This window comes from Moorena bouillonii PNG, from assembly GCF_001942495.1.
GTDB classification, from domain to species: Bacteria; Cyanobacteriota; Cyanobacteriia; order Cyanobacteriales; family Coleofasciculaceae; genus Moorena; species Moorena bouillonii.
Window position 1 is genome coordinate 4028306 of the sequence record NZ_MKZS01000001.1, and the last position, 22371, is coordinate 4050676.

Genomic DNA, 22371 nt, shown 5'->3' on the forward strand with positions numbered 1-22371 from the left:
AGTACGGATTTACTAACCACAAGGGTTATACCTGATTTTTACTGGGATTGTTTAACCGGATTTGATATGACGCAATAGGTTTTTTGGAGCGTATTGGTGGTGATGGGCTCCCCCAATTGTCAGGAATGTGGGCGCAAAGCTGGTCGAATTCCTCCTGGTGTTCACTTGACCATTATTTCAGCCCTCGCTTTGGCTTTTCATTTTCAATAAGGCTGTTCACCTGCGGTGAGCAGTTACCATTTGAACTATGTAATATCCAGAAGACAATCATAGCAACCCTTTCAGGCTTTTTAATATTTACTTGACAAATTAGCTGTCAGTAATGGAGTAAAATAGGTGAAAAATGCCGTACTCAAGTAGTCGAGCGTGATCTTGAATGGGAAATAATCGAGCCTCTGTTGCCCAAAAAGAAGCAAACTAGGCCACCAAAGTGGAGCAAGAGGCAGATATTAGATGGTATCTTGTACCAACTCAAGAATGGTTGTAATTGGTGCGATTTACCTAAAGACTTACCTCCTTATTCCACAGTGTTTTGGTACTACAAACAGTGGCGAGAACAAGGAGTAATTGAAAACCTTAGGGACATCCTACATCGTCGAGTACGTGAGCAAGTAAAAAAAAAGGGCAATGGACAACCCTGATGATTATCGACTCCCAAGCAGTGAAAAACACCTGCAATGCCAGCATCTCTTCCAAAGGATTTTGTTTTTACAAAGCTACTAATGGCATCAAAAGACATCTAGCAGTAGATACCTTGGGTTTCCCATTTTTTAGTTACTGTACCAAAGCATCGGTGTCTGACGATGTGGGATTAATTGAAATGTTATCTAACAACATTGATTACTTCAAATCTAAACCCGTCAATATTGCCAAGATTACCATCTTACAAGACCGGCGGATATCACCCAGAAAAGCTGACACAGGAATTCGAGAAAATTTATCCTCAGATTATGACCAAAATTAGAGTTGAACTTTCGGCGAAACCATCCAAAGCTCAGAAGGAAAAAGAAGGGAAAAGTGGCTTTGTCCCAGTCAAAGCTCGGTGGGGAATCGAAAGAACGAATTCGTGGATGGAAAGATGCAAGAGGTGCGACCCGTGGCGAATTTAATTCGCCGACGGAAAGCGCACCTTAGTTTGGTGAAGAACTTTGAAAGAACTCTTGAGCATGCGAACACCAAGATAAGTCTCTGTTTTGTTCGACTGATGTTGAAAAGATTAGCTGCTGCTTAAAAAGATTTCAAATGGGTTCTATAATTATTCAAACAATGGATATTCCTTGGTTTTGGTCATCTCTGACTCAAGACCATCAGCAAAAGGTTCACAGAGTAAGGCGATGACAGTAGATCAGCTCATAGATGTACTCACAGTTATGGGGTACACTAAATTGACTTCCCTTCAGGAATGGATTCTGTACCAAGCCTGGGAAGAAAAAACCTATGCCGAGATGGCGGAGGAGATACACTACGGTAGTGAATATCTCAGGAGAATCGCTTCTAAGTTATGGCTATTGCTCAGCAAGATTTTTCACAAACCAATCACCAAGGGCAACTTCAAACCAGTTTTAGCTAGCATTCCTCTGAATCCCTTACACCAAGAGCGAATCAAGAAATATTACCAATCCTTGAGCCAATCTCCAACCTTTCCCATTGGAGTAGTCCCACTCTCATCAGCCTTTTACATTAAACGTCCCCCTGTCGAAGAAATGGCTTACCAAGCCATTGAGGAACTCGGAAGTCTAATCCTGATTAGATCCCCGAAAGAGACCGGTAAAACCTCTTTGATGCTGCGGATAGTAGACGGGGCAAAATCCCTGGGTTACAGAACAGTATGGATTAATTTTGCCCAAGCAGAAAGAACGATTTTAAGTAATTTAGATCGGCTATTACGTTGGTTGTGTGCTAATGTATGTAATCAACTGGTGCTTGCCAAGGAATTGGATGACTATTGGGATGAGGACATCGGCAGTAAAGCAAGCTGTAGCTCTTTTTTTGAAGGACATATCTTAGCGTCCCTTGAACAGCCCCTAGTTTTGGTGATGGATGAAGTGAATTTGCTCCTTGAGCATAAGCAAACAGCTCTTGACTTTTTTATTCTGTTGCGATCTTGGTCTGAGGCTGCCAAATACATGACACCTTGGCAAAAGCTGCGGCTTGTGCTGGCTTACTCCACAGAAGTTGATATTCCTGTTAAAACGTTCGACTATTTATCGAAGTTAGGATTGCCCATTGAATTACCGCAGTTTAACCCTCAACAAATTCAGCAGTTAGCCCAGCTTTATGGACTCGATTGGTTTAGAGGTCAAGCTAGCGAGAAATTAATGGCTATGGTGGGGGGACATCCGAAATTAGTTCAGCTTGCTCTCTATCACTTGGCTTGTCAAAACCTTAGCCTAGAAAAACTTCTTGAGCAAGCACCTACCCGAGAGGGAATTTATAGGGATCATCTGCTGCTAAAATTAACTAGACTTAGGCAAAATGCTGAGTTAGCAACTTTCTTCAACAAGGTGATTCAAACCGATAGAGGTGTTGAGTTAGATTCAATCTTAATCAATAGATTAAAAAATATAGGTTTGATAACCTTTGACGAAAATCACGTCATGCCAAGTTGTGATTTATATCGTCAGTATTTCTTAGCACAGCTTAATGAGAAGTGATTTATCGCCAAGGGAGCATTCAGCCGTCAGCCGTCAGCCGTCAGCCTTGGCCTTTGGGCGACGCTACGCGAATGGCTACGCTACTGTTCGCGCAGCGTGCGCGTAGCGCAATCGGTGCTATCAGCTATCAGCTATTGGCCGTAGGCCACGCTAGTTGAGGTGTTTATGGGAGGAAAGTTCCAGCGTCGAAGCCTCTTCCAGGCTACTGTTCGCGCAGCGTGCGCGTAGCGCAATCGGTGCTTTTGAATAAAATAAGCTGACGGCTGACCGCTGAATGCTGAATGCCTGAGCTTGTTCAAGCAATTGTTTAAGCTGTAGGCTATTAACTAATGAGTAGTAAAGGAGGTGGGCTTGAGCGGTAAGCTAATTGTTTTCGAGGGAGTGGAAGGTGGTGGTAAAACTACCCAACTACAGCGATGCTCAAATTGGCTTCGAGCTGGTGGCTTACAAGACTGTCTAGGTAATGTTTGTTTGGGAAATCAAACCATGCCCGTTGTAGTCACAAGAGAACCAGGGGGAACATTATTAGGCGCTAAGGTTCGCCAACTGCTACTGGATAGAGATTCCTCACCCATTCACCCTCGGGCTGAACTTTTACTCTATGCTGCTGATCGGGCTGAACATGTTGAAGAGTTGATTAAGCCACAGTTGGTCAACGGAGCAATTATTTTATGCGATCGCTACACGGATTCGACAATTGCCTACCAGGGTTATGGGCGAGGTATTGACTTGAAATTGATCGAGGAGCTTAATCAAATTGCTACCGCTGGACTAGAAAGTGACCTCACCCTGTGGCTGGATATTGATGCGGAAATTGGTCTGGAACGGGCGCGACAACGGGGAACCGTTGACCGCATGGAGCAAGCTGACTTAGCATTTCACCGACGAGTGCAGCAGGGATTTCAGCAGTTGTATCAACAAAATCCCGATCGGATTGTTCGGGTAGATGCTAGTTACAGTGAGGAGGAAGTCCATAATTCCATTCAGAAGATTTTCCGTGAACGGTTTAGATCATGGTTCTAGGAGCCTTCGATTTTATCCTAGGGCAAGACCAAGCGATCGCATTATTGCACGGAGCAATTACCACCAAGCGCATTGCCCCTGCCTACCTGTTTGCTGGTCCATCTGGGGTGGGGCGGAATCTGGTAGCACGGGCTTTTATTGAACAGTTGTTTTGTCAAGGTATCCCAGCTGATGGGCAAGTATCAATTAAAAAACGACTGATTCAGGGCAATCACCCGGATGTATTGTGGGTAGAGCCAACCTATCTCCACAATGGTATACTTGTTTCTGCTACAGAGGCTGTCCAAAAAGGAATTCAGCGTCAGGCACCCCCCCAAATTCGGTTGGAACAAATTCGGGAAATTGCTCGGTTTCTGAGTAATTCTCCTCTAGAAGCATCGCGCAAGGTGGTGGTACTAGAGCAGGCAGAAACTATGGCAGAGCCAGCAGCCAATGGTTTGCTGAAGACTCTCGAAGAACCGGGAAACGCTACGTTGATTGTGATCGCACCTAGCACTGAGTCTTTGTTGCCGACCCTAGTGTCTCGCTGTCAGCGGATTCCATTTTATCGCCTGGGGCCCGAAACTATGACAACAGTGCTGCGGCAAACCGGTCATCAACAGATTTTACAGGAACCATCAGTACTCGCCATTGCCCAGGGAAGTCCAGGGGAAGCGATCGCTGCTTTTGAACAACTCCAAGCTATGCCCCCAAAGTTACTCACCCAACTTACCCAGTTACCCCACACATCCCGTCAAGCGTTGGAACTGGCAAAGGAAATCGACAACAACCTGGATACCCACGCTCAGCTTTGGTTAGTGAAGTATTTACAACACTGCTATTGGCAATCACACACTCAACCAGACATGATTAAAAAGCTAGAGCAAGCTCGGCGATACCTGCTCAGTTATGCTCAGCCGCGATTGGTTTGGGAGGTAACCCTGTTGGAATTGAGTATTCTTGAAGCATGAAGGGTTAAGAGTAAATTATAAAGCATGAAGAATAAAATGTAAAAGAGTAATTGGGAAGGATCAAGGATAAAGCTCCATCAAGTATTTCCTAATACTGGATACTTAGGTGCGCTCTTACCATTAAGAATTCAATTCGCCACGGGTCGCACCTGAAGGAAATCCTACTAATCAAAATCGTTATGACTATGATATATTTGTAAAGGTTCGTAAATAATCAATTAGATTTGATACCATTTGTGTGGTTGGTTACAGATCATGGTCTGGCCATGAAAATCGGATATTGGGTAGATCATTTTCTTATCCATGAACTCCCTCTCAAGATGTATGTATTTAGCCAGCACTTTGAGAAATAGTATGAGTAGCATGGTTTGAGGTGACCACCACTTGATCAGCAATCTGTAGCCAACTGACACCCTACACACTTTAAGGAGCATAACTATATGACTACAACAGAAGGATGTCTCCGGGTAGGCCAACTGGCTCCCGACTTCACGGCCACTGCTGTATTCGAGCAAGAGTTCAAGACAATTAAACTGTCTGACTATCGTGGTAAATACGTCGTTGTGTTTTTCTATCCCCTAGACTTCACTTTTGTTTGTCCTACCGAAATTACTGCATTTAGCGATCGCTTTGAAGAATTCAAAGAACTAGGCACCGAAGTCCTTGGCGTCTCTGTTGACAGTGAATTCTCTCACCTAGCTTGGATTCAGACTGACCGCAAGAATGGTGGTGTAGGCGATCTAGCTTATCCTCTGGTTTCTGATATCAAAAAAGAAATCAGCACAGTTTACAACGTTCTTGACCCGGAAGCCGGTATTGCCTTGCGTGGTTTATTCATCATCGACAAGGAGGGCATAATCCAGCACGCTACTATCAATAACCTCTCCTTTGGTCGTAGCGTTGACGAAACCCTGCGTACCTTGAAAGCGATTCAATACGTTCAAGCTCATCCCGATGAAGTTTGCCCAGCAGGGTGGCAACCAGGTGACAAAACTATGAACCCTGACCCTGTTAAATCAAAGGTTTACTTTGCTGCGGTATAACCGAATCGCAAATATCTCAGCCCTCCTACCTTGAAGACGGAGCTTTAATACTGGGAAATTGATTGGGTATAATACCTCTTCAATTTCCCATTAACATTATGGGAACATTTTGACCGAAAAATTGGGGACTGTGAGGGGTGAGGTGCTATAGATACGGGGTTAGCCTTACCCCTGACATCAACTTGCTTGAGCAACGCGAAACCGACATATAGTGAGTAAGGAGGAGTGTTAATCCATTGAATCAACAAATGGCGCTGCCTGGGAGGAATTACAATGTCAGAAGAGCAAAAACAGCAGCCAGAAGCGGCAAAGGATGAACCAATTCAAACGCCGCCGACACCATCAGTGACAGATAAATCCGAAGACAGCTTGGAAACAACAAGTCCATCGCCTCAGACCACTGGCAAAGGAAAGTTATCGTCTTCTGAGCCTAAGTCTGGATTAATGAATCGCTTGCTGCCGATTCTTAGTACTCTTGGCCGGTTTTGGGATGGCACCTTAAAAAAAGTCCGCTCCTTGCTACCGGCAGCTTGGAATGAAAAACTGTCTGATTGGATGTTGACTGGTGCGATCGCAAGCGTGGTAGTAGTCATTCTATGGACAACACTAGCGCTTCTACCAAAGACACCAGCACAGGTGGCACAAGTTCCTGGTGATACCATTAATTCTCCAGAAAATTTGGAAGTGGCTGAGGAATCACAACTTGTGGAATCGGAACCCATACCCACACCAGAGTTAACTCCTGAACAAAGCCTGATTGTAGCAATTCAAAATCAAATTACGGGTATTACGGCTCAGTACGGTAATGACCTGATTCAAGCAATTGAGGCCAACTTTCTCAGAAGTATGCTCTTGGTCAAGGTCAGTGATGAATGGTACCAACTCAACGATGGTCAGCAGAATACCTTAGCTCAAAGGATGCTGAGCCAGTCTCAAGAATTAGACTTTAGCAAGTTGGAAATTACTGACCTAGAGGGAACGTTAGTTGCCCGTAGTCCTGTGGTGGGGTCAAGTATGGTCATTTTTACCCGACATTAATTCTGTTATATGTTAACGATTGAGGGTTGACCCTTGACTGTCAACCCTCAACAACCCTAACTATTTAGCTGATCTATTTAGGTGATAAAACACGTAATCAAATCAATGATCTGATCACTATTATCCACCGCTTAATGGGTTCAAGCGCTTCATGGCACGATTGACCACATCGGAGTAGCGTAATTCCCCACAGAGAATGTTGAGCATGATTTGAGTAGCAACGGGTTTTTTAACGCCGACTTTGTAGGCAATTCCAGGAAAGCGGTAGAAAGCTCCAGCGAGCTTAGCAGCCCAACTCATATCAGTTCCCCGTTCTTCCTGCATCACCTGGGTATAGTTTTCTAAGGCATCAGCTTGACCTGCCAAAGCTTGTTGAATGGCCTCAGCTGCTTTCATGCCACTGAACATGGAGGGTCGAATTCCCTCAGCAGTCATGGGATCGACCACACAGGCAGCTTCCCCAGCTAATACAGCATTTTGTGTATGGAGCTTTTCCTGACCTTCCCAGACACAGATGGCACCTTCGTGCTGTTTACAGCTACTTAAGTCTAAGCCGGATTTCTCCGCATAACCTTTGACTATCTTTTCCATGTCTTTGAGGTCACCACCCCGTAAGGAGCCAAGACCAATGGAGTAGCCTTCGGGTTTAGGAATACTCCAGATAAAGCCATTTTTGACCTGACCAAAGTCAAAATGGATCTCCTTACTATTGGTGTCCGATTTGGCCACCTCTAGGGCTAATGCCAAACGTGATTTACGTTCTTTGAATCCCAACCATTTTGCCATCGGTCCAGTAGCACCGTCAGCTGCAATCACGTAGCGACCTTCAACAGTGCCATTGACAGTGTTGACCTGCCAGTGGTCCCCCTTAAACTCCACCCCTGTAACTGCTGTATTATCTCGAATTTCAGCACCTTGTTTTTGGGCTTGTTGGATGAGATAGTGATCGAAAACATCCCGTTGCACCATCCAAACTGGTTCTTGAGTGTCCAGTTTCACCTCTACTGGATCATCCATTTTCCAGGTGTAGCGTACACTCTCAGCTTTCAGAGATATCGCAGGTGTAAAGTCGAAATCAAACCACTGTTGCACTTGTGGGGAAACCGCACCACTACAAGCCTTGTACCGGGGTAAGGATTCTTTTTCTAGAACCACCACAGACTTTCCAGCTTTAGCCAGGTGATAAGCAGCCGTTCCACCAGCCGGTCCCGCACCAACGATTATGCAGTCAAACATGATGTTTCTACTTTACTCCTCAAAGATTTATCGATTGAATTTCAAAGACTAACGGCCCAGTGTGTCAGCCTACTATCCAAGTTGAGTGACCAATTTACCAGGACTTACTCACGCTTGATGCCCAGCAATTGAGACAAACTAACATTCGGGAATTGTAAAATCACTATCAATTCATAATAATGACCCTACAAACATTGCAGGGTCGAGATTAGGCTATTACCAAAATGCTTACCCTTAATCGATAACATCCTGAAAACGCCTAATCAGTTATTATCTGGATGCACCTCTACACTGATAGTTTTTGTCTCTTGTTCATTCAATTTTTCAGTCATTAGACTCGTTAATCCGGATAGTTTAGTTGGCTAATTATTAGGGTAATCATTAGTTTGTATAACCATTATTGACCTATAATTTTTGAAACATGTAGAGTTTTGAGGAATCTTTATTAAAGTTTCACGAATTCACAGCTAAAACTATAGCCAAAACGATTAGTGTATTTTTTCCTTCCCCATCCTCTTTCCCTATGAGCGTCTTCTCAATCCTCAGTCTATCTCAAATCGGTTGGTATCGGTATTGAGGAGTTCAACCAAGGTAGGAGAGATTTTGTTATAGCAGATTTGGGTAGACTTGGTAATTTATATCAGATGGCCATTATCTTAGAAGTCTAATGCCGTCAGAAACAAAATCACCACTAGCCCTAATTTTCTACCTAGCAAACTCAAATCCACGCGCTCAAGCTATTATCTCTATAACTTCGGTTTTGGTCTTTAGGAATTGTTAGGGTCTTGCTGACTCCTAGTCTTACCTGAATTCACTAACCAACCAAACCCCTGGCATAATACCACTAACCTTACTAAGGGAAAGTAAGCCATAGCAATGACTTATTTGACCTAACCTAAGATCGTTCGGTGCTCAAGTCCCGCCTAATATGGATTTTGATGAGTTCTGAAAACTACCTCAATCACCCCAATTTTGGTCTACTGTTTCGAGTTTGCATTGTTGAACCACAACAAGAGTTGTTCACTACGATCTATGCCCAGAGACTTTTCTTTTTGGTGAAAAGTACTACCAATGGCATTGCCTTTGAGCCAATCAGTCGTTCTGAGGCTCGGCTGTTGGTAGAAAATCGCCTGCGCTTACTTAGGCGCAGTGGTTCATCGGCTGATTATGAGCAGCTTAGAGTTATCCATCAGCAAACCTTCCAATAAGTTCCATAAGGAAACCTTCCCATGATTGGTTTAATTACAGAACCCATTACCAAGATTCGCCAACAAATCCCACCCAATTTACCGCTGAAAGCAGTTACTAAAACTAGGTCCCTAGAAGCTAGGGGAGGGGCTGATGCTGCGCCATCTGCGGGATTGCCTCCAAAAGTGGTTACGACCTGGGGCTTCTTTTGCTGGAAGCTAAATTTGAAGTACCCACAACCAAATCGAAGGTTGTTGAATGGGTTGGTCTTACCGCCAAAAGTAAGTCCCAACGACCATTGTGAGCGTCTGGTGAAATGAGATTATCGGATGAGGAAGTAATGGGGTAGTATATACCCAACCACATCCATCATCAATATTGCCCTCTTATATATAATGGCATAGCCTTCTGAAAGTTGCTTTTTTCGAGAACTACACCCCGATCAGAAGGCAGATCTATCTTTTATATTGATAACCTTGTGGTGTTCTCAAGGGTGAAAATTATTAAGTAAGCTCAGGGGTAAGTTAGACTGTTTAAGTTCTAGTCTAAGCATCTACTAAAGACTGCTGCCCTAGAGAAGGTCGATTATCGGCTTTGCAGAAGCTTACACTAAAGTTGTGATGGAGAGTTGACTATGAGCGGTATTTTTAATAAGCTGCGCGATTTCGTCGGTCTGAATGAGCCAGTGGAATACGAATACGAATATGAAGACATTGAGGGGGATGCCTACCCAACTCCCTACCCACAAGAGCAACCGGTTCAACCGCCACCAGAGGAGGAACGTCCGACCAGACGACGTTCTCGGGAGCGGACAACGGTATCAGAAGCAGGGGTAGGGCCATCTCCGATCAATAATGTGATTGGCATGCCTGGAGCAGTCAATGGCATTTCAGAAGTGGCAGTGATTGAACCTCGTTCCTTTGAAGAAATGCCCCAAGTGATTCAGGCACTGCGGGAACGGAAGTCGGTGGTCTTAAACCTGACTATCATGGATCCAGACCAAGCACAACGAGCGGTGGACTTTGTGGCTGGTGGGACTTACGCTATTGATGGTCATCAAGAGCGTATTGGTGAAAGTATTTTCTTGTTCACACCAAGCTGTGTTCAGGTAAGTACTCAGTCTGGTGTGATTCATGAGATACCTACTCCCCAAGTCCCTAATCCCCGTCAGACAGCTCCGTCACCAGCCTGGGGTTCTGAGCCAGATCAGATGGCTCAGTAAGCGTCAGGACTTGACAAGTGTATAGTGTTTCATGAATAACATTAATAGTTGAAAAGAGAGGTGTTGGGTTGCCTATAAAACTTGGCATAATTGGTGGCGGTGTCATGGGAGAAGCCCTCCTATCCCGTCTACTTGCCCAACAACTTTACCACCCTGATCAGGTCTTGGTGAGTGAGCTGCTGGAGCAGCGCCGTGATGGTTTGGCGCAAAAATACGGCATAAGGGTCACTGCCAATAACCAAGCGGCAGCGGCAGCATCAGAGGTTTTGTTACTGGCAATTAAACCTCAGGTATTTGAAGCGGTAGCGGCAGAACTGGGAATGGGTAGAGGTGACAACGGTCACAGCTTAGGAACGTTGCCAATGGTGATTTCAATTATAGCTGGAGTGCCTCTGGAACGACTGGAAACCGCTTTTGCCTCCCAGCCAGTGATCCGGGCAATGCCTAATACTCCTGCAACAGTTGGGGCAGGAATCACAGCCCTAGCGGCCGGAAAATGGGTATCGCCTGATCAAATGGAGCAAGCAAAGACAATTTTTAGGGCTGTTGGTGAAGTAGTTGAGATTCCGGAACACCTGATGGATGCGGTGACCGGTTTATCTGGGTCAGGCCCAGCTTATGTGGCGATTTTGGTGGAAGCCCTAGCAGATGGGGGCGTGGCAGCTGGATTACCCAGAGCGATCGCATTACAGTTGGCCCTGTCTACAGTATTGGGGACAGCCCAGCTGTTACAAGAAACTCAAATGCATCCAGCTCAATTGAAGGATAAGGTGACTAGTCCTGGGGGAACCACAATTGCTGCGATCGCTAAGTTGGAGAAGGCTGGTTTTCGATCAGCTTTGATTGAGGCGGTTTTAGGGTCTTATCAGCGTTCTCGGGAGTTGGGAGGTTGAAGGTTGAAGGTTGAAGGTTGAAGGTTGAAGGTTGAAGGTTGAAGGTTGTTAACCCTTGGCTTCCCTTGTAGGGTAGGTTGAACATGGATCAGAACTGATTGATCAAGTGAATTTTAAGATCCATTAGGCTAGGCCGTTGTTAGTTGGTCTTGGCTAACCCCATCTGCATCTGTAGTATTATGGGGGTGTGATTTCAATGGGCAAAAAAAAACTATTGTGGGCGTCATCTAATTCTGTCATCTAGTTCTATAATAATAGCAGCTAGAGGATTTATCCCACTGGTCAAAATTGTTTAAAAGCACGGGATCTGAACTACAATCACAAAATATTCATAATTTAGTCTGAATGTAAATTTGTGGACTGCATCTATTCTGATCACAGACGATGACAGAATCTTCAATTCCGATTCGAGCCTTACCAAAAGCACGCCAACGTTCTCGACCCAATGGGTTGAAATGGNGGTTGAAGGTTGAGGGTTGAAGGTTGAAGGTTGAAGGTTGAAGGTTGAAGGTTGAAGGTTGAAGGTTGAAGTTTGAAGGTTGAAGGTTGAAGGTTGAAGGTGGAAGGTTGAAGGTTGAAGGTTGAAGGTTGAAGTTTGAAGGTTGAAGGTTGAAGGTTGAAGGTTGAAGGTTGAAGGTTGTTAACCCTTGGCTTCCCTTGTAGGGTAGGTTGAACATGGATCAGAACTGATTGATCAAGTGAATTTTAAGATCCATTAGGCTAGGCCGTTGTTAGTTGGTCTTGGCTAACCCCATCTGCATCTGTAGTATTATGGGGGTGTGATTTCAATGGGCAAAAAAAAACTATTGTGGGCGTCATCTAATTCTGTCATCTAGTTCTATAATAATAGCAGCTAGAGGATTTATCCCACTGGTCAAAATTGTTTAAAAGCACGGGATCTGAACTACAATCACAAAATATTCATAATTTAGTCTGAATGTAAATTTGTGGACTGCATCTATTCTGATCACAGACGATGACAGAATCTTCAATTCCGATTCGAGCCTTACCAAAAGCACGCCAACGTTCTCGACCCAATGGGTTGAAATGGTTTTCCTACATAAGTTTGGGGATTTTGAGTAATGCTGCTATTTTGGGTTTAGCTTTTTTTGTGCTCGAGCAAATCCCTCCAACTTACACCAGTAAGGCAGCAGCAATTATACCTGGTGTGGGTTCTCAAGGATCTGTTCAACTCCCTGGAGTCGGTCAAGCTTCCTCCAATCCAGGTGAGAAGTCTCCTTACGGATATCTTTTAAAGGTAGATCCACGAGAAAACTACCAGTATATCGCCATGAGTGACGTCGTATTAACTGAAGCTGCTGCTGCTGTTAATACCTCAGTCAAAGATTTTGAAGAGTTTGCCAAGCCAAGGGTTTCTTTGGATAGAGGTACCACTATCATAGAATTTGAAGTGGATGGCAAAAGCAAACTGGAAGCTCAGCGAAATACTCGGGCTTTTTATCAAGCCTTAGTCAAGCGGATTGATTACTTAAGAGCAGAAGAATCAGCTCGTCAGGATAACAAGACGTTGTTAGCGTTAGACTCTGCTAATAGTAACTTAAAAAAAGCCCAAACAAAGCTTTCTCAATTCAAAAAGAATTCACCGCTCAAAATTTCTGAACAAATCAAGAACCTTTCAGAAGAAGTAGAGAGCTTGCGAGTGGAGCGTGCTAATTTATTGGCTCAGCAGCAAGCGGCTACCTCTGGATTAAGGCAGCTAGAAGCTAACCTAAGGTTGTCAACTGACCAAGCAGCCGATGCTCTGATGCTTCAGGATGATGAAGTCTTTAAAAAGCTTTGGCAAAACTATAGCGATATCAGCGCTAACCTAACGATACTCAATACTCAATGGACACCAAATAGCCCTCAGGTGATTAATCTCAAAGCTAAGAAGCAAGCGGCGCTTGAGGCATTACTTGCTCGTAGCCAACAGCTATTGGGCAAGCGGATGGATCTTCAACGTTTGGATAATCTCAATTTAGGCTTAGATGCCCAGACAGGTCGAGCAAATCTGGCACAAGTGTTAATTAACCAGAGAGCTCAACAACAGGGACTAACCGGTCAAGTTAACACCTTGGCAGAACAAATTGCTCAGCTAGAGTCTAGACTTCAGACCTTGATTCAGGAGCAGTTAACCCTGGCTGAGCTTGAGCGAGAAGTGCAAATTTCTGAAGCTATATTTACGGCCAAGTCGGCTCAGTTAAACGTGAATAAATCGGATCATGCTACTGCTTATCCAACCCTGCAATTGTTAGTAGAGCCGAACTTACCGAAAGAACCTGTTGGTAATACCAAAAAAACGGTGATCCTCGGAGCTGTGGCCCTTTGCCTTTTAATGACAACTGGCCTGGTTATCCTGGCCTGGGAAAAACCCAGTTCTAAAACAGACGCTCCCAAAGATTCCACTAAAGATTCCACTCCGGTCCTTCAACCCGAGTCTTAAACTAGTAAATTCAAAAGCACCAACAATTTGGATCTACCAACAATTTCGTAATTGTTGGAAACTACTAGCACGGACAATCCAATTGGGAAAAACTCCAACTCTGCTAGCTTAATCAGGTCTAGGCAGTAAGTAATAGTAATGAACCTATCCAACCGTATAATCAAAGGGTGGAAATCTCCCACGCTGCGAGTGATGTCTCTGACCTTCTTCGGTATGCTACTGGCGTGGGTTGCAGACATCTTGATGGCGGCGAAACTGGGGACTAGTCAAACCACAGATGCCTTGATTGTTGCCCTGAGCTTACCGCGACTAATTGATACCGTGAGCCGGGAGGGAACCAGACAAAGCTTGGTTCCAATGTTCATGGAGCGCCGAGATGCTCTGAGTCTCAGGGAATATCATCGCTTGGTCAGTGGCATTGTCAACTTAGCTTTAGTACTCGGTGTTAGTCTTACTATTCTGTTGGAAATTCTAGCGCCATTGATTATAACTGGGTTAGCCCCAGGATTTTCCCCAGAGGGTAGAGCACAAGCAACGTTTTTATTTCGGGTCTGTGCGCCAATGGTTTTGTTTGCTCCTGGGATTGCGGTCTTTAGTGTAATCCTCAACAGCCAAAGGCGCTTTAGTGCGGTAGCTCTGCGGAATGCGATCGCACCAGGTTTCGTAGTGGCTGCCATTGGGTTGGCATGGCATCAGTCTAGTATTGCTCTGTGGATAGCGTACGCTTATACCTTGGGATTTGGTGGATTCTTTGTGCTGGTATTTCTAGATGCTTTTAAAGCGGGACACCAGCATCAATGGTTGGCCTGGGCTGGCAAAGATGACCTCCTGCGTCTGTGGCAAGCAGGTTCTTTACCCACTATCGGTTTTGTTATTAAGCTCGCATCTAATCTAGTCAAGAGCCAGATGCTGCCTTCCTTAGTAGCAGTTGGTGGGGTGTCCACATTCTACTTTGCGATTCGGATCGTCTCCGCTGCTCAAACGATTATTGGTGTCAGTATTGCTACAACCAGCTTGCCTGCCATGACAGAGCATGACTTAGCTGGGCATAAATCCCGGTTGGGATCGGCTTTGCGCAAAAACCTGACCAAAACCCTATTAGTAAGCTTACCTGCAGTACTTTTCATTGTGGTATCCCATGGGGAAATCATTCGTTTGCTATACGGACACGGTTCTTTTGAAGCTACCTCTATTGATCAGACCTCTCAAGTCTTCTTTTGGTTAGGGCTGTCGTTGGCATTTATTTCTCTAATCCCCGTGCTTGAAGCTGGCTTGTATGCTCAGAGAGCTTATGGTTTGGTTGTCTGGAGTATGGTGACCATGGCATTTGTAGGGGTTGCTCTGAGTTGGTTATTTTGGCAAGTTTGGGGATTGATTGGTATTGCTATGAGTTGGCCTGTTATGGCTATTATCTATGTGATACTCATCATCTATCTACTCCATCAAAAGGGTGTTTCGGTGCTCAAAAACCATCCTAGTTAATGAGGAGTAATAAACTCTATGAATAGTTCAAGGGTGAAACAGCACTCTTACTTAATTATTGGAGGCACAACAAAAGCGGCAACAACATCATTATTTTATTATCTAGCTGATCATCCTGAAGTTTGTACATCTAACCTCAAAGAAATTCGCTTCTTTTTGGATCAAGATTATCCAGAAGCTTCTAACTATCGATATGAAGATGGTCTAGAAAAATATGATGATATTTTCTGTTCTGCTCAGTGTTACCATGTCGAAAAAATTCGCATGGAGGCAACACCAGACTATCTTTACTCATCAGGGACACCCCTTAAAATCAAAGAATCTATACCAAATGTGAAACTTATTTTTATCCTACGGGAACCGGTTTCTCGCTTAATTTCTTGGTATAAGTTTGCTAAACAAAAAGAGTATCTTCCTCAAGATATCAGCTTTGATAACTATGTTGACAAGCAATTAATTAATGATAATTTTGATCACGAAAATACCTATACCTATATGCGTTCCCTTGAGCAAGGGCGTTATTCTGTCTACTTAAAGCCTTACTTTGAGTTATTCGGATCCGATAGAATTTATGTTAATTTTTATGAAGAACTATCCCCTAATCCCAAATCTGTGCTTGAAAAAATCTGTGGATTTGCAGAAATTGATCCAACCTTCTATGGGGATTATCTATTTAAAGTGTATAATCCCAGCAAGGCAGTAAAAAATTGGTGGTTTCACCGGAATTATGAGCAGTTTTTAAAGTCGATGCGTCAATATACTCAAAACAAACCCATCCACAAAGTTTTGAGGAAAATTCGACGAGCTCTGGATCCGATATATTTACGCCTTAATGTGCAGCCTCAGGAAAAGGTGTCAATTTCACCAGCTATCAAAAATGCTCTTACTAAGTATTATAAACAGGAAGTTACAGCATTGGAAGAACTACTTGGTCGCTCAGTTCCATGGGAGTCATGGAATTAATTTATAAAAAAACAATAACAAAGAACACTAAGGAAACAACGGAACAGGATATGATCAAACTCATGAGAGAAGAACACTCATTGAGGAGAATATCGATTATGAAATATGTCTGTACCGCTTGCGGCTATGTATATGACCCAGAGGTAGGGGATCCAGATAGCGGCATTGCGCCGGGAACACCCTTTGAAGATATTCCAGATGACTGGGTATGTCCGGTTTGTGGAGTCGGCAAAGAAGATTTTGAACCGGAAGAAGAGTAAGATTTATATTATCGTAATCGGTGGCACTGCCACCGTTTTTTTGATCAAAAATCGTGGAAGGCAAGAACAACCGGTCTCTTAGCAAAATCGCATTCTTGGGAATTAGCAATCTGATACTCCATAGCGCTGCTGAATTTCCAGCAATTTTACCCTGGCCTCCCCAGCATTATCGGCCAACTCAGCAAACTCCACAAATCGCTTCAATTCCTTTTTCAACAAACTCCGTTCCACTTCCCAAGTTTCCCGTCCCAAATCTGGGGGCAAAACAATCATGTCAAATAACGTTGCCCGTTCTTTACCTGGGTGCGGTCGCAACACTCGCCCGCGCCGCTGAATAAATTGGCGGGGATTGCTACTACTTGCCAGAATTACCGCAGTTTCAATGGATGGAATATCCACCCCTTCATCTAAACATCGAATTGCTACTAACCCCTGCAACTCCCCCCGTTCAAATTGACGACGTAATTCCTCCCGTTCTGCCAACGGTGTCTGAGCAGTGTACGTGTTGACCCGATACCCCAGTTGAGAACCTAGTAACTGGGTTACTGCTGCTAACTGACGGTTGCTTTCATTACTCACTTGCCCATCTACCGAACCATCCCCACAATAAAACAAGGTATGGTAGGTGTTCAGACGCTTAACCATTAACCGCTGCAACGCCCTTAACTTGTTTGCAGCGGCCCCAACTAAGCGAGCTCGTTGCATCAATAACGATGTTAACGTAGTGTCATTTTCTATATCGTCTGCTTCCCCTAATGCCCAACCAATCCGTTGAGTTAATTTAGCATAGGCAATATTTTCCGCCTCTGTTAATTCTACGAACACCGGATAGTAGAGGTAACGCACTAGCGCTCCTTGGCGAATCGCATCGGCTAAGGTCAGTTCTGGTTGTAATACTGAACCAAAATAGTCAAACAAGGCTTCTGTGCCAGCTTCATCAAAATACCGTTCCGGTGTAGCTGACAGAGCAAGGCGCAGTCCAATGTTACGGGGTAAACTCTTTTCGATGCGGGTAGTCCCCAAATTATGGGCTTCATCTCCCACTATCAGGGTTTTATCAGGAAAATACTTCAGCTGAGACTGGAAACCATCCTTAATCAGGGTAGAATTGGTAGTTATTAAGGTAATAAAGGATTGTTTCCCAACCTGGAGGTTGTATAGCTGGGCAGACAGTTTACTTTGCCAGCTGTAGACACTCTCGAAGGCTAAGATCGGTTCTAGATTAAAGTGTTCGCATTCTCTTGCCCACTGGGTGACCAAGTGGCGGTAAGGGCAAACCACCAGCAACACCTGTAAGCCGATTTTTTGATACAGTTCCGTTGCGATCGCTAAAGCAGTAATCGTTTTACCACTACCCGTTGCCATTTTCAGGGTTCCTCGTCCCCGATGAGCAAACCAATTGGCCACCGCTTGCCGCTGATACTGCCGCAACTGAATATCCGCTGGTATCCTAGGACATCCCTTGGGTAAGTTAGTCTCAAAGGAGATGGGTAATTGGTAAGCTCCTCCCGATTCAGCTACTTTGATATTACGGGAGGGCTGATAGTATCCTCCTGCTAAACTTCCCCAGTTTCCTGATAGCACGAATGGGAATTTCTTGTTCCTCATTGGTCATTGGTCATTTGGTATTTGTTAATTGGTATTTATTAGTTTTTATTGGCTATTTTTTATTTAGTATTTGCTGTTTTTTATTGGCTATTTACTACTTGCTATTTTCTAGTTTCCTGGATGCAAGCAAGTCTTTTTCATTTTCTTTTTTACCGTTTTCCTTGGTCAGCAAACACCTCAATTTCCCCTGCCCTAGAGGGTTGGCATTGCACATTACCAATTGGTTGAGAACCTAACCCGGATAGCCCATCCACCTGCTTAATGCGACAAGACTTGGTGAAGGAATAAGAGTCAGGTTTGGTGTCAGGATTTGAACGGGGGCCGTTCCAATTGGCCTGCAAGTCTAAGTTATAGTCAGACCCAGACTCCCTGGATGAAAATTTATAGGTCACTTTCCATAGAGGATCTTCAGCAACCGGTGAGTTTTGCTTAGCTTGATATTCAATCCCCTTCAGCAATTTTTTGTGATTTACTTTAAGCAGGGATTTCTCAACCTCTGACCAAGATTTTTCATTCAACTCTTCTTTCAATTGAACTTCCATCCCCTCTAAGATCGATACACCTCTAGATAGGACAGTGACTTGGGCAGAGGGCAATTTCCACACAAAGGAACTATGGATAAAATCATCACTCAGTAAGCTAGGATATTGCACTAGCCAATTTTGAATCACAAAATAAAACTGTATCCAGCAGCTAATCAGGAGTTGGCTACCGAATAATATAACTAGATATTGACGTTCTGCTGGGGACGGTTTTTTTACCTTAAATTCTACTGCTAAAATATAGGGTAAAGCCGCAATTATTGCTGATATCAATGGCAAACTAATGAACGTCAAGGATGATAATTCCCCTGAGTCGATGCCTAATAAATAGGTACTGATACCATCAATTCTGAGCTGGTATTCTCCAACGTTCCAACTGATTCCGAATAGATAAATACTAGTTAATGCGCCAGTAATCCAGGCACCTAGGGGCAAGCTCTTCTTGGCAATTCTTAGCTTAGCCGCCGCTGCTGTTACCCAGTAGACAAATAAAATAAAGAAAATACCACCACAGCTTGCTATCAGCCGTTGTACAAATCCAGTGGCTAACCCTGCCATTACATAGGAAAACACAGTTAGCCACATTATAGCCTGCCAGGAAAATGCCTTGGGAGGTTTCAGTACCTTTACCACCCAGTCTACCACTGCTAAGCCAATGACAAATTCGAAGAAGGATGTGAAAAATTTCACGACGCTAGTTATCCACTAATGGGGTTGACATAAAGGAAACGCAGAAACAAAAGCAGTAAGATAGCGCTATAGCTACAGGAATTAGCAATGAGGACGACCATAGCTCGATTTTCCCCACCCGATCCTCTCTGACCAGAGCGCCTAAAGGATAATGATTTTTCCTCATCAGAAGCCGATTTGGAACCAGTTGCCTGATCTTCAGCTAGTTCTAAAAAGATTTTGAGTAACCTCAGCCCTGCCAGCTTAATAATAAAGGAAATAAAGAAAATTGCGATCACACTGATAGCGATAAGAGCATAAAAATTGTCTGGCTTATCCTCTGAAAAGTGATCGAAAAAGATATAACTAATCATCTGGCCTTGAAATGCCGCAGGGAGTTGGTCGTGAAGGGCAAAAAAACACCACCAACCTACAATGGTGGAAAGTAGATTAATCGATGCTGCTTGCTGCATGCTGGTTTTGCGGTTGAGTTTTAGCCCTCGTTGTAAGACTACCCCTTCCACCGCAATTACCACCAGCAGGAAGAGAATTTGAAACACGACCGTCTGTAGGGGCCATACAGGTGCCATAATTTTAGGTTTGCTGCTCCATAAAACTTATACAAAACTCGCGCTTAGCTCGTTAAAGCTGTTTACTTCCTGCTTCTTCCGGAACTGTCGGCAGCACTCCGTCCACAGGCAGACACCGTAGAGCCTACGGCGTTTCTCAAATTAATTGCTGCGTTTAAATCTCTGTCGAGACTTAACCCGCACTCAGGACAGTTATAAGTCCTGATTTTCAGTGGCATCTTTTGACGATGCCCACAGCTTGAACACAGTTGAGATGATGGGTAAAATCTGTCAACCATGACTAACTGTGAGCCATACCATTGACATTTGTATTCAAGCTGTCTCTTGAACTCGTAAAACCCTTGGTCAGCCATAGAGGCAGCTAGCCTATGATTAGCCATCATTCCAGATACATTTAAGTCTTCAATCACTACCGTGCCGTGGTTCTTAGCTAAATAAGTAGTGAGTTGGTTTAATGTATTTTTGCGGATATTAGCTACTTTTTGATGTTTCTTACCTAGTCGATTGACTGCCTTGTACCAATTGTTTGAACCTTTAATTTTTCTCGATAGGTCACGCTGGCATCTGACTAGTTGCTTCTGGGCTTGACCATAGGGCTTAGAACCTGGGAACACAATGCCAGTACTGAGTACAGCTAATTCCTTGATTCCTAAATCTACCCCTACCACATCTTTTAATTTGGGGGTCGCTAATGGTTCGTGTTCATAATGACAACTCACATACCAACCGTCAGCTTGCCTAGAAATAGTTATTTTCTTGGTCGTTATCTCTGGTAATGGCTCATAAGTTCTCACCCAACCTAACTTGGGTAACTTATGTCTTATGCCTGATAAATTAATCGACTTACCAGAGTTGTCAATCGTAAAACTGTCATTTCTCCCTTTCTTTTTGAATTTTGGATATCCTCCTAGCCCCTTGAAGAAACGTTTATAGGCAACGCCTAGGGCAATAAAAGCATATTGATAGACTTTAGAGGATAGTTCATTCATCCAAGGGTACTGGGGTTTGACATGGTTGGTAAAAAGCTTCCTCAGCTTACTTGCTGATGGTTTTAGACCTTCTGAGTAAGCTTGCTGCCATAAAGCCAGTCCCCAGTTATAAACCCACCGAGAATAGCCAGCGTGTTTAGCCATCAAAGTTTTTTGCTGATTATTCAGTTTTAGTTTGGTCTTGATAGCTTTGTGCATGTTTAATCACCCTTAGTGATGTTTTTCGTGTTTTTGTTGCCACTCCAACGTAAGAATTTGCATTAAAAACCCTTTGAGCCACATTTTACCTGCACGATTCGGTGAAACTTGGTTTTGTTGACACCTTATGTTGACACCTTATGTTGACACCTTGTGTTGACACCTTATGTTGACACTTTACAGTTGATTATTGTGTGTCAACCGTCAACAGAAATGGAGCAACTAAACGGGAGCAGGTCTGATGTTCATTAAATTAGACTACCAGTAATTTTCGGATACTGGTAGTGAATTTGAATGAGGGGTCTTACCCCTAAGCCTTTTCTGGCGGGTTTCCTGTTAAACTCCTTAACCACAGGCTATACATTGAAGCACGACAAGGAACATCTGTAAAGATGCGATTGGCCGTAGGCCACGCTAAGCGATGCTCCTAGGTCGCCGCTACGCGATTGACCTTTGGTCACGCTACACCAACGCATTTTGTTACATATTTTCTCTCTTAGATACCTGTTTGACCTGCGGTCACGCTTCGCGAATATAATTTAGGGTTTAGGCTCTAGGGTTCAGGGTTCTGTTGTAACTTGGCGATCCTCTCGGTTAGCACGAAAGTTGTCAAGTACCCCTGTTGTCCCTCATACCTAATACCAAATGCCTAATACCTAGAATTTATGGATTATTGCTGTATGACTTTGCCGTCAGTGTCTGGTAGTTGACTCTTGGGGCAATGCTATGGTTGATGGGTGTACCCCACACCTGACAGAAAAGCCAAAACTAGATCTTTACTATATCTTTGCTGATCAACTCCCATCATCATGGCGCAAACCTATGACACGACATCACTATGAACCTGAACTCAAACTGCATTCTGAAAAAGGATTAGACTACACTAAACTGCGAGATGTACTAGCAGCAGGCAAGTGGAAAGAAGCCGACCTAGAGACAGCCAGGGTACTATTGGAAGCAGCAGGTCGAGAAGCTGAAAAATGGCTAGATGTAGAGTCTCTCAAAACATTTCCCTGTGCTGACCTGCTGACCATTGACCAGCTTTGGGTAAGATACAGCCAAGGACACTTTGGGCTTAGTGTTCAGCAGTCCATTTATCAAGAGGCCGGAGGAGACTGCGTTAGGCTAGGTGAACGCATCGGTTGGAGAGTCAGGGGAGAGTGGATAGCCTATAGTAAAATCAAATGGAATCTAGATGCCCAGATGGGACACCTACCCGTCTGTATGGCATTCATCTGGAGTAATCATCGGTCTGTATCCGGTATCGTGTGGTTATCTCGGGTAGGGTGTGAGGCGTGGTATACTTCATTGATGCAAAGACTTTTAGAGTGTAGCATATAAGCGTTACAGCCCAAGGAAAAATTCTTTAAACAAAAATTT

At 44.0% G+C, this 22371-nt stretch carries 21 protein-coding genes and 1 pseudogene; 17 read left to right on the top strand and 5 right to left on the bottom strand.

Annotated elements, in window-relative coordinates:
- Positions 1 to 398: 398 nt before the first annotated feature.
- From BJP37_RS41145 to BJP37_RS16580, 8 genes and pseudogenes are all read left to right on the top strand, one after another.
- A complete protein-coding gene (locus tag BJP37_RS41145; protein ID WP_198954074.1) occupies positions 399 to 641 on the top strand; it encodes a transposase in 243 nt (80 codons plus the stop codon).
- A pseudogene (locus BJP37_RS45055) lies at positions 638 to 1231 on the top strand (transposase). The gene BJP37_RS41145 and the pseudogene BJP37_RS45055 overlap by 4 nt, the downstream one beginning before the upstream one ends.
- Before the next feature lie 139 nt (positions 1232 to 1370).
- Complete coding sequence (locus BJP37_RS16555; RefSeq protein WP_229415335.1) at positions 1371 to 2654, top strand: AAA-like domain-containing protein; 1284 nt, start codon at positions 1371 to 1373, stop codon at positions 2652 to 2654.
- A complete protein-coding gene (locus BJP37_RS39335; protein ID WP_158069618.1) occupies positions 2651 to 2812 on the top strand; it encodes a hypothetical protein in 162 nt (53 codons plus the stop codon). Before BJP37_RS16555 ends, BJP37_RS39335 begins: the two co-directional genes overlap by 4 nt.
- A gap of 193 nt (positions 2813 to 3005) precedes the next feature.
- Positions 3006 to 3677, top strand: a complete 672-nt coding sequence (gene tmk, locus BJP37_RS16560; protein WP_075906157.1) for a dTMP kinase — start codon at positions 3006 to 3008, stop codon at positions 3675 to 3677.
- The gene (holB, locus tag BJP37_RS16565; RefSeq protein WP_075900387.1) at positions 3668 to 4627 is read left to right on the top strand and encodes a DNA polymerase III subunit delta'; all 960 of its coding nucleotides are present in this window, start codon (positions 3668 to 3670) and stop codon (positions 4625 to 4627) included. The genes tmk and holB overlap by 10 nt, the downstream gene beginning before the upstream one ends.
- A 440-nt stretch (positions 4628 to 5067) precedes the next feature.
- Positions 5068 to 5670: a peroxiredoxin gene (locus tag BJP37_RS16575; protein ID WP_070393460.1), complete on the top strand. Its 603-nt coding sequence runs from the start codon at positions 5068 to 5070 to the stop codon at positions 5668 to 5670.
- Positions 5671 to 5943: 273 nt separating this feature from the next.
- Positions 5944 to 6708: a hypothetical protein gene (locus tag BJP37_RS16580; RefSeq protein WP_075900389.1), complete on the top strand. Its 765-nt coding sequence runs from the start codon at positions 5944 to 5946 to the stop codon at positions 6706 to 6708.
- 120 nt (positions 6709 to 6828) lie between these two features.
- On the opposite strand, the gene BJP37_RS16585 is transcribed toward BJP37_RS16580, so the two are convergent.
- On the bottom strand, positions 6829 to 7944 hold the full coding sequence (locus tag BJP37_RS16585; protein ID WP_075900391.1) for a geranylgeranyl reductase family protein: 1116 nt from the start codon (positions 7942 to 7944) through the stop codon (positions 6829 to 6831).
- Positions 7945 to 8882: 938 nt separating this feature from the next.
- Here BJP37_RS16585 and pipX point away from each other — a divergent pair.
- From pipX to rd, 8 genes are all read left to right on the top strand, one after another.
- Positions 8883 to 9152 carry a transcriptional coactivator PipX gene (gene pipX, locus BJP37_RS16590; protein WP_070396730.1) on the top strand — a complete coding sequence of 90 codons (270 nt, stop codon included), beginning with the start codon at positions 8883 to 8885 and terminating at the stop codon, positions 9150 to 9152.
- Between the two features lie 21 nt (positions 9153 to 9173).
- On the top strand, positions 9174 to 9452 hold the full coding sequence (locus BJP37_RS16595) for a hypothetical protein (protein ID WP_075900393.1): 279 nt from the start codon (positions 9174 to 9176) through the stop codon (positions 9450 to 9452).
- A gap of 314 nt (positions 9453 to 9766) precedes the next feature.
- Positions 9767 to 10354, top strand: coding sequence for a cell division protein SepF (locus tag BJP37_RS16600; protein ID WP_075900394.1), 588 nt, complete (start codon positions 9767 to 9769; stop codon positions 10352 to 10354).
- A 68-nt stretch (positions 10355 to 10422) separates the two neighbouring features.
- Positions 10423 to 11247 carry a pyrroline-5-carboxylate reductase gene (gene proC / locus BJP37_RS16605; protein ID WP_075900396.1) on the top strand — a complete coding sequence of 275 codons (825 nt, stop codon included), beginning with the start codon at positions 10423 to 10425 and terminating at the stop codon, positions 11245 to 11247.
- Positions 11248 to 12223: 976 nt separating this feature from the next.
- A complete protein-coding gene (locus BJP37_RS16615; protein ID WP_075900398.1) occupies positions 12224 to 13690 on the top strand; it encodes a GumC family protein in 1467 nt (488 codons plus the stop codon).
- A gap of 138 nt (positions 13691 to 13828) precedes the next feature.
- On the top strand, positions 13829 to 15172 hold the full coding sequence (murJ, locus tag BJP37_RS16625; RefSeq protein ID WP_081431219.1) for a murein biosynthesis integral membrane protein MurJ: 1344 nt from the start codon (positions 13829 to 13831) through the stop codon (positions 15170 to 15172).
- An 18-nt stretch (positions 15173 to 15190) separates the two neighbouring features.
- Positions 15191 to 16135, top strand: a complete 945-nt coding sequence (locus tag BJP37_RS16630) for a sulfotransferase domain-containing protein (protein ID WP_075900404.1) — start codon at positions 15191 to 15193, stop codon at positions 16133 to 16135.
- Positions 16136 to 16233: 98 nt separating this feature from the next.
- Positions 16234 to 16395 carry a rubredoxin gene (gene rd / locus BJP37_RS16635; RefSeq protein WP_075906161.1) on the top strand — a complete coding sequence of 54 codons (162 nt, stop codon included), beginning with the start codon at positions 16234 to 16236 and terminating at the stop codon, positions 16393 to 16395.
- 102 nt (positions 16396 to 16497) lie between these two features.
- On the opposite strand, the gene BJP37_RS16640 is transcribed toward rd, so the two are convergent.
- The 4 genes from BJP37_RS16640 to BJP37_RS16655 form a co-directional block, all read right to left on the bottom strand.
- Positions 16498 to 18003 carry a DNA phosphorothioation system restriction enzyme gene (locus BJP37_RS16640; protein ID WP_075900406.1) on the bottom strand — a complete coding sequence of 502 codons (1506 nt, stop codon included), beginning with the start codon at positions 18001 to 18003 and terminating at the stop codon, positions 16498 to 16500.
- Positions 18004 to 18152: 149 nt separating this feature from the next.
- The gene (locus BJP37_RS16645) at positions 18153 to 19235 is read right to left on the bottom strand and encodes a DUF5357 family protein (RefSeq protein WP_075900408.1); all 1083 of its coding nucleotides are present in this window, start codon (positions 19233 to 19235) and stop codon (positions 18153 to 18155) included.
- 8 nt (positions 19236 to 19243) lie between these two features.
- Complete coding sequence (gene fraC / locus BJP37_RS16650; RefSeq protein WP_075900410.1) at positions 19244 to 19804, bottom strand: filament integrity protein FraC; 561 nt, start codon at positions 19802 to 19804, stop codon at positions 19244 to 19246.
- A gap of 62 nt (positions 19805 to 19866) precedes the next feature.
- A complete protein-coding gene (locus BJP37_RS16655) occupies positions 19867 to 20991 on the bottom strand; it encodes an RNA-guided endonuclease InsQ/TnpB family protein (RefSeq protein WP_070393471.1) in 1125 nt (374 codons plus the stop codon).
- 726 nt (positions 20992 to 21717) lie between these two features.
- Between BJP37_RS16655 and BJP37_RS16660 the strand changes: the two genes are divergently transcribed.
- On the top strand, positions 21718 to 22332 hold the full coding sequence (locus tag BJP37_RS16660) for a GUN4 domain-containing protein (RefSeq protein ID WP_229415336.1): 615 nt from the start codon (positions 21718 to 21720) through the stop codon (positions 22330 to 22332).
- Positions 22333 to 22371: the final 39 nt, after the last annotated feature.